This is a genomic window from Maribellus sp. CM-23 (assembly GCF_021354595.1).
In the GTDB taxonomy this organism is placed as follows: Bacteria; Bacteroidota; Bacteroidia; order Bacteroidales; family Prolixibacteraceae; genus Draconibacterium.
Genome location: NZ_JADWYJ010000001.1, coordinates 1,427,782 through 1,439,798, shown reverse-complemented (window position 1 = coordinate 1,439,798; position 12,017 = coordinate 1,427,782). Strand labels below are relative to the sequence as shown.

Below are 12,017 nucleotides of genomic sequence, written 5' to 3'. Positions count from 1 at the left end.
GATGGCATCCGTATCTGAGTTGTCGCTCACGGATGCCATCTTCCTTGCTCTTAGCTCCTTGCTCTTCGCTTTTCGCTATTTCTTTTCAATGATAGCTACCCAGCCTCCACCGGGAGCCATATTTACTTTTACTGCTGAACCGGAAGTTACTTCCACGGTTTCCTGTGCGAAATCGGCCGCATGTTTGGTAGCGTTTACGCCGTCTTTCCAAACTTTCATGGTGTAAGTGCCTTCACCCAGGAAATCGAGTTTCAGCTCCAGCGTGCGCGGATCCCAGTCGGTCATGGCGCCAACGTACCAGCTATCGCCCGAACGGCGGGCAACGGCAATGTAATCGCTTACTTTGGCCTCCAGAACTTTGGTATCGTCCCACACCGACGGAACGACCGAAAGAAATTCCATGCATCCGGGCTCGCGGTAGTAGTTCGATGGGTTGTCGGCCAGCATCTGCAGCGGACTTTCATACACTACGTACATGCCCAGCTGGTGGCAACGGGTGCCCTGGCTCATGGGTTCGGTAAAAACAAAGTGGAAGTTTTGCTTTGTTTTGTTGATCATCGCACCCGGCGTGTAATCCATAGGGCCTGCTACCATGCGGATAAAGGGCAGCGTAACATCGTGTTCCGGATCGGGAAGGTTCGACCACTTGGCGTTTTCAAGCCCTTTTACGCCTTCGTAAGAAACAACGTTCGGGTAAGCGCGGTCGAGGCCGCTGGGTTTGTAAGCCCCGTGGTAGTCGACCAGCAGCTGCCGTTTGGCGCATTCCATGGCAATTTTCTCGTAGAAATTAACCATCCACTGGTCGTCGCGCTGCATAAAATCTATTTTGATTCCTTTTACACCCCATTTCTGAAACTGATCGAGGGCTTCAACAAGTTTTTCATCCAGTGTTTTCCATACCACCCACAGGATTATCTCCACATTTTTTGCCTTGCCGTAATCCACTAGTTCCTGAATGTCGATCTCATCTACGACATCCAGCACGTCACCTAAATGATACCATCCTTCATCCAGAATAATGTATTCGAGGCCGTTTGCCGAGGCAAAGTCGATGAAATACTTGTAGGTTTCGTTGTTTACTCCCGATTCAAAATCGACACCGTAAATGTTGTTGGCGTTCCACCAGTCCCAGGCTACTTTCCCGGGTTTGATCCAGTCGGTGTTTTCAATTTTCTGCTCCGGGGCCAGTTGGTAAATAAGGGGCGATTCCACCAGCGCGGCATCGTTTTCGGTAATCAGCATCACGCGCCACGGAAAAACACGCGGGCCGCTGCATTGGGCAATGTAGTCGGCATATTTCACCGGGCGTACATCGCGGTCGTTTTCCTTTTTCTCTTCCAGCACCACACCGGCAAATTTGCCTTTCAGTGCATTTTTATTCTCGTCGCAACCGCGCAGCCACATGCCCGGGTAATCCATCAGTCCCGATTCCGAAATATAGGTTTTAACACCGTTGCCGCAATCTACCAGCATCCCGGTAGAGCCAAAACGTTCGCTTCCGATATTCGAAAGTTTTTCTTTCAGGTATGCGCGTTCCTGGTGCGACATCAGGCTTTCTTCTTCCGGAAACCAGATGTTGTGGTCGGCCGGGAAAGCAAAGGTTACCTGCTCCGACATTACCTGGTAGTCGCCCTTTGTGGCCGAAACCCAACGGTAAGCCGCGCCTTCGTCGTAAGCCCTGAATTCGAGCGAATAACCACTAAAAGTAAGCGTCAGCAGGTTGTATTCATCTTTAATAACGGTGCGTTTAACTTTTACCGCAGGCCTCAACTCCTGCGAAACAGAGGTGGTTTTTGCCTTTTTTACTTTTGCTTGGGCGCCCCAAACAGTTCCGTCCGAAATTTCCATCGATATGGGCGAGGGAGCAACAATTTCCTTTCCGTTTAAAAGAACAGTGTATGAAACCTGTTCATTTACGGTCACTTTTACGGCCAGTTTCCCCGACGGCGAAGAAACCGCATAATCTTTGGCTGAAACTCCTGACACGATAAGCATCAGAAGTAGAATCATGGTTAGTTTATGCATATTACAGGATTTTGATTGTAAGCTGGTGCAAGCCCTTAATGACCCCATTAAAGCCGCTTGCCAACATTGAATATTAGATATTTTGTTAAAAGTTAAAGAGTAGGCAAGGTAGCCAAATTATAGCTAAATTAGTAGGTACTAAAGCTTAGGGTTATGAAAAAAATAATATTGATTATGACAATTATTGCTTCGGCAAGCATACCGTTAAAAGCCGCCGAATTTGAGAAGGACGTTTTTAAAACATCAGAAGGAGAGCTGGCCATTACCTTTATCGGACACGGTACGTTAATGCTGGAGTTTAACGGGAAAGTGATTCATGTGGATCCGGTGTCGCAATATGCAGATTATGAATCGATGCCCAAAGCCGACCTTGTACTTATTACGCACGAGCATGGCGATCATCTTGATCCGAAAGCAATTGATGCTGTTAAAAAGGAGTCAACCCGTATTGTGCTGACCGAAAGTTGCTCGCCGAAGTATACTGGTACCGATGTCATGAAAAACGGCGACACCAAAGTATTTGGAACGATTACCGTAGAAGCTGTGCCGGCGTACAACATCCGGAATACGAGGGCGGATGGTACACCGTTTCATCCCAAAGGACGGGGAAACGGTTATGTGATCCGTTTTGCCGATAAGAAAGTGTACATAGCCGGAGATACCGAAAATATTCCTGAGATGGCTGAGCTGGTCGATATCGACGTAGCCTTTCTACCCGTGAACCTTCCTTATACAATGACCCCGGAAATGTGCACAAATGCGGCGCGTTTGTTTCATCCCAAAGTGTTGTATCCCTATCATTTCGGCGAAACCGACACCGGCGAACTTGTTAAGTTGCTGGAAAACGACAAGGACATAGAGGTAAGGCTAAGAAAGCTGAATTGATGTTTTGCTGTACCGGGAGTTAGGTGTTTGTGAGGCTTGGTTCGTTTGTAAAGACACAATTTTCCCGCTGTACGAATGAAAGCGTATGCTCACGCTGGCGCTTCGTACCGTGTTAACCAATTGCCGCAGAGTTCGTATACTCTTGTTTTGGCGGGAACTATCTGGTTGTTTTCTTGCACCCTCTCGAAACGCAGAAAATGGTTGTAGCAAGGCCGCTTAGCGCAAAAACGATCAAAAAACTGTAAAATAATTTTTCGGATAAATTGGTGCAACATGCCAAGAAGCCTAACAGTAGAGTGGCAAAGAAACCCAGGATTCCCCAAAGGCCCAGGTTGTAGCAAATTAATACAAGAACTTTTTTCATGACTCTCTTATTTTAATGTTCGTTTGTACAACAAAGAAAAACACTATAGATAACATATGTTCGTAAATAAATATGATATATTTGTTTTATGCCCGTGATATTGAGGCGTACAATTTGTGATGGATTGCACAAAAAGATGTGATGTTGATAACATTTTACTGAGAAAACAGGATGACGATAAAAACAGATGCTTGCCTGAATTGCCAGATTAAATCGAATGTTGTTTCGATTTTAAACGATGAAGAACTTTGCGAATTGGGGAAGGGCTGTTTGCAAACCGAATTCAGAAAAGGCGAATTGATTTTTAAGGAGGGGACGCCTGCCCATCATGTGGTATACATACGCGAGGGTTTTGTTAAACTCAGCAAAAAGGGGATCGGTGAAAAGGATTACATTTTGAGTATTCATAAAAAGGGAGCTTACCTGGCCCTGAACAACCTGAATACACGAAGCCGCCAAAATAGCGTTTCTGCCACTGCGGTAACACCGGTAAAGGTCTGTTTTATTGATACCGAAGTATTTGGTTTGTTGCTGAAGAAAAACGGGCAGTTTGCTTCCGAAGTAATCCAGTACATGGTAAGCGACGAAATGAATTACTTCGATCGGCTGGTAAATAACGTGCAGCAACAGGTTCCCGGACGGCTGGCCAACTCGTTGTTTTATTTCCGGGACCAGGTGTACAACGAGAATCCCTTCAAGCTGGATATTACCAAACAGGAACTGGCCGCATTGATCGGTACTTCGCGGGAAAGTGTGGCGCGTTTGCTAAAAGAATTCCAGGAAGCCGGAATCATCCGCGTTCAGAAAAATACATTTACCATTGTTGAAGAGAAGAAACTGGAAGAAATCCAGCGAAAAGGATAGCATCGCTTGTTGCTCCCGGTAAGGTTGGAGCAAAAAAAAAGCCATCCGGAATTTCCGAATGGCCTTTATTATCGAGTAGAATGCTTATTTCAGTATTTTGTTGTTGAGATCCAGTGCTCCAAGGTCTTTCATTTGAATGTTGGAAGCATTGATCACTGAATTAATGTCACTGATATCGACGCTTTTCTGCGAAGCGAATAACGCCGGGATAATAGCTACTTTGAAAACTTGGTTGTCTGTTTCAGCCGGGCGCAACTCATTCTCAGGAATGGTAAATTCGAGGAACACCCGTACATTTTCCAGGGTATAGTCGAAATTATACTGGATTTCGCCTTTTAAATTTTCGTCATCAATAAATACAGTTTGAGGCATCAGGCGCCATACGTCCAGTCCATTGTCCTGTTCCCACAGAATGTAAACCAGTACCACGTCGTCTTCGTAGATCTCTACATTGCTGGGAAAGTTTTTGATTACACTGTACCCGTTTGATGAGGTAAAATTGATGTTTTCCATTTCAAAAACAGTTCCCAAAAAAGAATCACCGTCTTCCCCGGGAATTCCGGGAGGGCCAATCGGTCCTACGGGGCCTTCGCATGCTGCGATTAACAAGGCTGCTGCGAGTAAGAAAATGTTTGCTAGCTTTTTCATGTCTTTATGATTTTCTGATGAATAATTTGTTTTCAGGATCGTCCTAAACAAGGATGGTGCCAAAAAAAACCTCCGGAGTTGATCCGAAGGTTTTATATGTTTTTGTAAAATGAAAACTAGTCGGCAGATCCGGGGACCGGAACGCTGGCATTTTTAATGAAACCGATATCGCCCATGATGTAGGTGTCAGGTCCCAGTTTCATATCCGAGTTCATCATTTCGTCCCAGGTAACCTGTTTTCCGGTGTAAGCAGAAACACGGCCCATAATGGCTGTCATTACAGAGTTTGCTGTTTCTTCTGCTTCGTTAAACGGAGTGTTTTGACGGATACAGGTGATCAGGTTTTTGTGCTCCTGAACGTATGGACTGGTGTCGTGATCTTCAAACGCAAACAGTTCGTTGCCCTGCAGGTCGGTAATTTTTGCCGTACCACCTTGTGATGTGAACGAATGCCCTTTTGTTCCGTGGAAAAGCTCATTTACCGCATTGGAACAACCGTTGATCTGGCGACAGGTACTTAAAACGTGTCTGTCGTCGTCAAAAATGAAATCAACGGCAAAGTTATCGTACTGGTCTCCGGTGGGGCGACGTTGGCGCGAACCAAAACCGAGCGCTTTTACCGGGTGTTTGCCAAAGAACCAGTTGGCAACATCGATGTTGTGAACGTGTTGTTCCACAATGTGGTCGCCTGATAACCAGCACCAGTTAACCCAGTCGCGGATCATCCATTCCATTTCGCTCCAGTTCGGATTGTTATCGCGGTACCACAACTGGCCACCGTTCCAGGAAACCTCTCCCGAAACAAGTCTTCCGATAGAGTTATTAGCTAGTTCTTTGTAAATGCTTTGGTATTTGTGCTGGTGGCGGCGTTGTGTTCCGGTAACCACTTTCAGCCCCATGTTGTCGGCCATTTTGGCGGCTGCCAATACCTGGCGAACACCGGCTGTGTCAACAGCAATGGGTTTTTCCATGAACACATGCTTGCGTGCTTTTACAGCGGCTGCAAAATGCTCCGGACGGAATTTCGGAGGAGTAGCCAGAATTACAATGTCTACACCCGAGTCAATTACTTTTTCGAAAGCATCGAAGCCAACAAAACAGTTTTCTGCGGGAACTTCCAGGCCTTTTTCATTCTTGATTTTATCGCGGCAGCTGTCCAGTCTGTCTTTGAGAACATCTCCAAGAGCAGTGACGGTTACCGTAGATCCACCGGCTTCGAGGAAATTAATAGCGGCTCCGGTTCCCCGGCCACCACAACCAATAATACCGGCTTTAAGTTCTGTTCCTGCCGGAACTTCGTCCAGCATAGGCGGGAAATTATATTCCCTTGGTTCCCAGTCGTAAGACACACCGGCTGCCGAAGTATCTCCACCTCCTGAAGCACAGGATGAAAAAGTTCCTACTCCCATGGCACCTGCTGCTCCAACCACGGCTGCACCGGTCAAAAACCTTCTTCTTGAAAAATTATTGTCACTCATGATGTTAAAATTTTAGTTGTAATTTAGGAATATAGTATGTTTAATTCTTGCCTGTTTTGTCGTCGAATTCACACACCACTCTAAAGCTGATGTAATTACAGTCAGAAAGCCACCAGATACTCTTTGGAATCTGTGGGTCGGTTTTTAACCAGGCCTCGCTTTGTGTATGGTCGCGGGCAGCACTGCGCACTTCGCCAACCGGGCTTTTGAACGTTCCGCCCCTAATTACCCGCTCCTTGCCGCTAGCAGGGCCTTTCGGGTCGGTGGCTCCGTCCTGAAGTTTGGCATAACTGTCTTCAGCATACCAGTCGAGGCAATATTCAGCCGCATTTCCCAACATATTCTTTAGCCCAAACGGGTTGGCTTCCACCTGGTCGGGTTTGCCGGTTTTTAGCCCGCTGTTGTCTTCGTAAATCACGTATTCGTTGATGGTTTCACTGCTTTTCCCAAACAGTTTTCCGATAAATCCTTTGTCGCCAAAGTCTTTTGGGTTTCCTTCGAAGAAATAAGGAGTTTCTGTTCCTCCACGGGCTGCGTATTCCCATTCTGCTTCGGTGGGCAGGCGATAGGTTTTACCGGTTACCTGCGACAGCCATCGGCAATAGGTTTCAGCCGAATGATAACTCATGGTAATCGCTGGCCGGTCTCCCAGCCCCCAGTTTTGGTCGGGTTGCCCGTAAGGCGGTGTTGGTCCCGAAATCGCATCCACATCGGCGTTGGCACGTGTACCTTCTGTATCCGAAGTTCTTCCTTCGGTTGCCGTAGCGGTGTAGAAAGCGAGGTATTCGCTCCAGGTAACCTCCACTTCGGCCATAAAGAACGGGCTTACTTTTACCGTTTTCTGCGGACCTTCATCGGCTTTCCGAAGTTGTTCGTCTTCGGGGCTTCCTATTTTGAAGCTTCCTCCCGGAATAGCTTTCATATTAAATGAAATGGTAGTTCCCGGAATCGTTTCTGTATAATTTTCCAAAGCGGTAACCTGTGCCGGTTCGGTAAACTTCTCCAGGTTTTCGGCACCGGTGCTTCCAAATTCCACGTTTTTGGCGTGCAAAGCTTTCGGGTCGTAATGCCCTACGTTGAGGTGACAGTTGATACACCTCAGCTGTTCTTCGTTTTGAGAATAATACAAATGCGCATCCTGTCCCTTTTGCGAAAGTGTAAGCGGGAAAAGATTGGAATGGCATTTCACACAGGAAGCTTTGAAAACATGATGTTGTGCCTGCTCCAGGCTTGATTTTGCTTCCCAGTTAAAATCGGCAGAGTCTTTAAATACATAACCGTAAAGATCGCGTGCCGAAGCTTTTATTTTTTCTTTCAGATAGCCTTCTCCTTTAGGGGGTAAATGACAGTCGACACAACCAATTTGTATTCCTACGCGGGTGTCGTAATGTACCGAGAGTTTCCACGATTCAGTAACATGCGGATGGACGTGACACATTTCGCACGACTCGTTTGTTGAAGTGACTTCGATAGCTTTGTTTGCATAGACTGTGATCAAAATTCCGACCACAAAACCAAGGAAAAGAACCAGCAAAAGTTTCTTTCTGAGATAATTGCCAAATTTTCTGAACATCTGGTAATAGTTTATCAGGTAATATGTTTGATTTAAGTGGGCCTAATTTAAGGATTTTATCTTATGCAACTGTACTGGTTTCAATTATTTATAACACACCAGTTGGATTTGTTCGGCTGGTATTTAAAGAGGAAGCGGAAAAAAGAAAAGGTTGCCGGAGAGCGACAACCCGTGGATAATTCTTGATAGGAATACAAGAGAGATAAAGGGAAATAATTGTACCTGCAAGGTAGGGAATATGTTTTGGTCTGTCTGTATCAGAGTGATTACAAAAGCATTAAATGTTGATTAAGGTCTGGTAAACAACTGCCGGGAAGCTATAAAAAGGCGTAAGAATATTTCGTAACTTATGGCTATGAACAGGCTCAAACATGGCATTTCTGATCTGGTTGAATTGTTTTTTCCCTCACTGTGCGTTACCTGCGGGGAAAGACTTATTTCGCAGGAAAGGTTCCTTTGTTTAAAATGCTGGTACGATTTACCGGTAACCAATTTCCATTTGCAACCCGAAAATAAGGTAGAACAGCTTTTCTGGGGAAGGGTGAGGATTGAAAATGCCACTGCTTTTTACTCGTACCGAAAAGGGAGCAACTACCAGCAGTTGATTCACTATATTAAATACAAAGGAATGAAAGAGCTGGGCGTTGAAACCGGACGCAAGTTTGGCTACAGGTTGGCGGAATCCGAAGCATTTTTGGCAATCGATGTGTTGATTCCGGTTCCGCTGCATCCGAAAAAAGAGAAAAAACGGGGCTACAATCAGTGCCTCTACATTGCCAGAGGAATGGCTGAGGCTTTGGGAAAGCCAGTGGTGTCAGATAATCTTTACCGAAAAGTATTTACTGCAACGCAAACGCGCAAAAACCGCTTTGAACGCTGGCAAAACGTGGAAGGCATCTTTGATATTTACCGGGCCGAAGAGTTGAAAGGGAAGCACATTTTATTGGTGGACGATGTGGTAACCACCGGTTCCACACTTGAAGCCTGTGCATTTCAACTGCTGAAAATTGACGGAGTGAAAGTAAGCATTGCCACGCTGGCTTTTGCCGATTTCTGAGGTGGTAGTTCTTTACATTTTCAGACCTTAAAAAGATCGCTCAAAGATTCAAACCACAAAAAAGATAAAATGTACTTTGTTGGTAATATGTTAAACCATAAATTAGCACCAAAAACCGGAAAACAAGTTACTCGCAATGCCGGCATGGGCAGTTCGTTTCTTTTCAGTGTAAAGGATGAAGGTGTGCAGGCCGCGAAATGTAGTTAACAACAAACATTTAAACAGATGAAAACACTATTGACAGGGATCTTCCTAATCGTATTGTTTGCCGCATCGGCACAAGACAAAATCATTAAGAAAAACAGCGAAGTTATTAATTGTAAGGTAACCGAAGTAGGTACCGACGAGGTAAAGTACTATTACCAGGAGAGCCCCAAGCTAGTGTTTGGAATCGATAAGGCGCTGGTTGACCGGATCGAATTTGGAACCGGCGAAGTGATTACCATTGAAAGTAATTCCTTTAATGATCCGGAATATTACGCGAACCAGGGAAAACAGGCGCTGAAAATTAATTTCCTTTCGCCACTGTTTGGTACCACTGAATTGGTTTATGAGAAGAGTGTAAAACCCGGTAAATCGTGGGAGGTAGCTTTGGGTATTGTTGGACTTGGAAACGACATTCAGGAGATTGATCCGGCGGGGGTGTATGGTAAGTTTGCCTGGAAATTTATGCGGAACCCCGATTACTATCAATACCGCATGCATTATTCACACATTCTGAAAGGCGCCTATTTTGCTCCCGAAATTGCTTTGCGATACATGAAATACGATGAAGAGCATTACGATTACTATTACGATGGGGAAGGTAATTATCACTCCAATCATATTGACAAGAGAGAACAGAAAACCACGGTGGCACTTATGTTGAAGTTTGGAAAACAATGGGTTTTCGATAATTCATTTCTTGTAGATACTTATGTGGGTGTCGGTTATGGTTTTGGTGCCGATGATTACAGTGGATTGCCTTATGGCTTTATCGTGGCTCCCGACGAATTTCCCATTGCGTTGACTTCCGGAATCAGGATTGGATGGGTTTTTGGAAAATAAGGCCGTCGGTTCAACATCTTTAGCAAATTTTTGTTTTCAGAACAAAGAATAGAGATGGAATTCATAATCAGCAAATATTTCCCGGGCGTACGGCCCAATGTTCCCATGCCCATGCACGATATGTTTACCCTGTTGCAGGAAGAGGGGATGCGGAAAATGGTGAGCGATCACTACGATTTAGTGGTGCAAAGCCCGATCAAACATTTGTTTCCCAAAAATCCGATTGCCCTGGAAAAAGCCAAGGAGCATTCGGCCGATTTTTTTATCCAGATTTGCGGAGGCCCTGATTATTTCAATCAACACCGCGGAATGCCGCAGATGAACCGACGCCATCGTCCGTTTCAGATCACGGCCGAAGCCCGCATCGAATGGTTGAATTGTTACCGCGAAGTATTGAAAAAACTGGATTTGCCGGAGAATGTGCTGATGTCGTTCTGGAACTACCTCGATGTATTTTCGAAGTGGATGGTCAACAGCTGATTTCCCGTTTTTTCAATTAAAGCTTGTAGTACAGCGCCAGTGAAATGACGTTGTTGAACTGGTTGTTGAGCCAGTACGAAGTGGTTCCCTCGGGTTTGTTGCGCGTAGGCACCACCGATAAGGCAAAGCGCAGATCGACAGCAGCTCGTTCCAGGAAATCGAACTGAAAGCCAACAAAAGGTTGCAGGTCAAAGGTATTGAAAGGGTGTTGGTCTTCTTTGGGGAACTCGCCGTACGAGCCTATTTCTTTTGAATGGATCAGAACTCCCGGCGATATCCCGCCGACAATCACGCTTCGGTCGTTGGTGCGAAAAGACAGGAACAGCGGGATATCGATGTAGCCAAGCCGCATGATGTATTTTTCCACTTCCGGTTTTTTGGGATCGTATCTTTTGCGCGATCCTTTTTGCGAGTATTTAATTTCCATCCCGGCGGAAATGGCTGGTGCTATGTCGGTTTGTACAAAAATGCCCGCCAGCACGCCCATTTTGTTGTAGCCTTTAAACGCGTCGCCTTCCACCTGGGTGCCGTTGAACCCGACGATGAGGCCTGCATCAAAACGCTGCGCAAAAGCAATGTTGGCAAACAGCAGAAAGAATAGGATGAGTAACGTTCTGTTCATTAGTGCCAATTTACATTAATTTTTTGAGTTCTTCCAGTAGCAGCTCCACTCCCTTGCCCGCTTTTTCCTGAATGTAAAAAACATTGGGTTGGTGAACGGCTGGTTTTCCCGGGTCGACCACAAAAATGGGGGTGCCTTTTTGCACATAATTCACCAGTCCTGCCGCCGGGTAAACCGCCAGCGAGGTGCCAATAACCACCAGGATATCTGCTTGCTCAACAATGCGGACGGCCTTGGGTATTTCAGTCACCGCTTCGCCAAACCACACAATGTGCGGGCGGAGCTGACTGCCTTTTTCACACAAGTCGCCCAAATCGAGGGCCCAGTGGTCGAGCTCATAAACCAGGAAGGGATCGACGGTGCTTCGGGCTTTGATCAGTTCGCCGTGTAAATGTAAAACGTGGGAACTTCCGGCGCGTTCATGCAGGTTGTCCACATTCTGGGTTACCACGTCCACGTCAAACCGCTGTTCTAGTTCGGCAATTCCGAGGTGGCCGGCGTTGGGCTCCACTTCAAAAAGTTGCTTCCGGCGCTGGTTGTAAAAACGAAGTACAAGCGAGGGGTCGCGTTCCCAGGCTTCGGGCGAGGCCACTTCGGTAACATCGTATTGTTCCCACAATCCACCCATGTCGCGAAAGGTTTTTAACCCGCTCTCCTGGCTCATGCCCGCCCCTGAAAGTACTGTCAGTTTCTTTTTCATTTAGAGGATCGTCTTTTTCTTTTATTCAAAAATACAATTTCGCTGAAGAAAAAAATCGTGAATCATCGGTTTACTCCTGGCAAATATGTTTTTATGCCGTCGGCGATGGTTGTCCCGTGTTTTTTTGCTTTGCACTCCAGGGGGATTGAAAAATACGAAAACAGGGACATTTTTAGTCCAATGGGGTACTTCGGAAGTGGGGAGGGGTACTTCCGAAGTACCCCTCCCCACTTCAAAACATACTCGTCGGGCTTCAGAGGGTACTGTAGTCGGC

The 12,017-nt window shown here is 46.0% G+C and carries 11 protein-coding genes; 5 read left to right on the top strand and 6 right to left on the bottom strand.

Translation table 11 applies throughout. From position 1 onward, the window contains the following. Positions 1 to 75: 75 nt before the first annotated feature. Positions 76 to 2,025, bottom strand: a complete 1,950-nt coding sequence (locus INQ51_RS05720; RefSeq protein WP_233376919.1) for a glycoside hydrolase family 97 protein — start codon at positions 2,023 to 2,025, stop codon at positions 76 to 78. Between the two features lie 153 nt (positions 2,026 to 2,178). Between INQ51_RS05720 and INQ51_RS05715 the strand changes: the two genes are divergently transcribed. Together INQ51_RS05715 and INQ51_RS05710 are read left to right on the top strand one after the other, a co-directional pair. Continuing rightward, positions 2,179 to 2,910, top strand: a complete 732-nt coding sequence (locus INQ51_RS05715) for an MBL fold metallo-hydrolase (RefSeq protein ID WP_233376918.1) — start codon at positions 2,179 to 2,181, stop codon at positions 2,908 to 2,910. 535 nt (positions 2,911 to 3,445) lie between these two features. Beyond that, complete coding sequence (locus INQ51_RS05710) at positions 3,446 to 4,138, top strand: Crp/Fnr family transcriptional regulator (RefSeq protein WP_233376917.1); 693 nt, start codon at positions 3,446 to 3,448, stop codon at positions 4,136 to 4,138. Positions 4,139 to 4,222: 84 nt separating this feature from the next. Here the strand turns inward: INQ51_RS05710 and INQ51_RS05705 are convergent, their stop codons facing one another. The 3 genes from INQ51_RS05705 to INQ51_RS05695 all read right to left on the bottom strand — a co-directional run bounded on the left by INQ51_RS05705 (position 4,223) and on the right by INQ51_RS05695 (position 7,837). Beyond that, positions 4,223 to 4,786 (bottom strand): hypothetical protein, encoded by a 564-nt coding sequence (locus INQ51_RS05705; protein ID WP_233376916.1) that lies wholly within the window; start codon positions 4,784 to 4,786, stop codon positions 4,223 to 4,225. Between the two features lie 116 nt (positions 4,787 to 4,902). Beyond that, entirely contained in the window at positions 4,903 to 6,264 is a 1,362-nt protein-coding gene (locus INQ51_RS05700) for a Gfo/Idh/MocA family protein (protein WP_233376915.1), read from the bottom strand. A 40-nt stretch (positions 6,265 to 6,304) separates the two neighbouring features. Beyond that, positions 6,305 to 7,837, bottom strand: a complete 1,533-nt coding sequence (locus tag INQ51_RS05695) for an SUMF1/EgtB/PvdO family nonheme iron enzyme (RefSeq protein WP_233376914.1) — start codon at positions 7,835 to 7,837, stop codon at positions 6,305 to 6,307. 355 nt (positions 7,838 to 8,192) lie between these two features. On the opposite strand from INQ51_RS05695, the gene INQ51_RS05690 reads away from it, so the two are divergent. From INQ51_RS05690 to INQ51_RS05680, 3 genes are all read left to right on the top strand, one after another. Then, positions 8,193 to 8,894 (top strand): ComF family protein, encoded by a 702-nt coding sequence (locus tag INQ51_RS05690; RefSeq protein ID WP_233376913.1) that lies wholly within the window; start codon positions 8,193 to 8,195, stop codon positions 8,892 to 8,894. Between the two features lie 225 nt (positions 8,895 to 9,119). Continuing rightward, positions 9,120 to 9,941, top strand: a complete 822-nt coding sequence (locus INQ51_RS05685; protein ID WP_233376912.1) for a hypothetical protein — start codon at positions 9,120 to 9,122, stop codon at positions 9,939 to 9,941. Positions 9,942 to 9,995: 54 nt separating this feature from the next. Further along, on the top strand, positions 9,996 to 10,421 hold the full coding sequence (locus INQ51_RS05680) for a hypothetical protein (protein ID WP_233376911.1): 426 nt from the start codon (positions 9,996 to 9,998) through the stop codon (positions 10,419 to 10,421). Between the two features lie 16 nt (positions 10,422 to 10,437). Here the strand turns inward: INQ51_RS05680 and INQ51_RS05675 are convergent, their stop codons facing one another. Further along, positions 10,438 to 11,043: a porin family protein gene (locus tag INQ51_RS05675; protein ID WP_233376910.1), complete on the bottom strand. Its 606-nt coding sequence runs from the start codon at positions 11,041 to 11,043 to the stop codon at positions 10,438 to 10,440. Positions 11,044 to 11,053: 10 nt separating this feature from the next. Continuing rightward, positions 11,054 to 11,743 (bottom strand): SIR2 family NAD-dependent protein deacylase, encoded by a 690-nt coding sequence (locus tag INQ51_RS05670; protein WP_233376909.1) that lies wholly within the window; start codon positions 11,741 to 11,743, stop codon positions 11,054 to 11,056. Positions 11,744 to 12,017 lie beyond the last annotated feature (274 nt).

Coding starts and splice junctions, on each gene's coding strand:
- INQ51_RS05720 (WP_233376919.1), bottom strand. CDS start 2,025: ATGCATAAACTAACCATGATTCTACTTCTGATGCTTATCGTGTCAGGA.
- INQ51_RS05685 (WP_233376912.1), top strand. CDS start 9,120: ATGAAAACACTATTGACAGGGATCTTCCTAATCGTATTGTTTGCCGCA.
- INQ51_RS05680 (WP_233376911.1), top strand. CDS start 9,996: ATGGAATTCATAATCAGCAAATATTTCCCGGGCGTACGGCCCAATGTT.
- INQ51_RS05690 (WP_233376913.1), top strand. CDS start 8,193: ATGAACAGGCTCAAACATGGCATTTCTGATCTGGTTGAATTGTTTTTT.
- INQ51_RS05700 (WP_233376915.1), bottom strand. CDS start 6,264: ATGAGTGACAATAATTTTTCAAGAAGAAGGTTTTTGACCGGTGCAGCC.
- INQ51_RS05710 (WP_233376917.1), top strand. CDS start 3,446: ATGACGATAAAAACAGATGCTTGCCTGAATTGCCAGATTAAATCGAAT.
- INQ51_RS05675 (WP_233376910.1), bottom strand. CDS start 11,043: ATGAACAGAACGTTACTCATCCTATTCTTTCTGCTGTTTGCCAACATT.
- INQ51_RS05695 (WP_233376914.1), bottom strand. CDS start 7,837: ATGTTCAGAAAATTTGGCAATTATCTCAGAAAGAAACTTTTGCTGGTT.
- INQ51_RS05670 (WP_233376909.1), bottom strand. CDS start 11,743: ATGAAAAAGAAACTGACAGTACTTTCAGGGGCGGGCATGAGCCAGGAG.
- INQ51_RS05715 (WP_233376918.1), top strand. CDS start 2,179: ATGAAAAAAATAATATTGATTATGACAATTATTGCTTCGGCAAGCATA.
- INQ51_RS05705 (WP_233376916.1), bottom strand. CDS start 4,786: ATGAAAAAGCTAGCAAACATTTTCTTACTCGCAGCAGCCTTGTTAATC.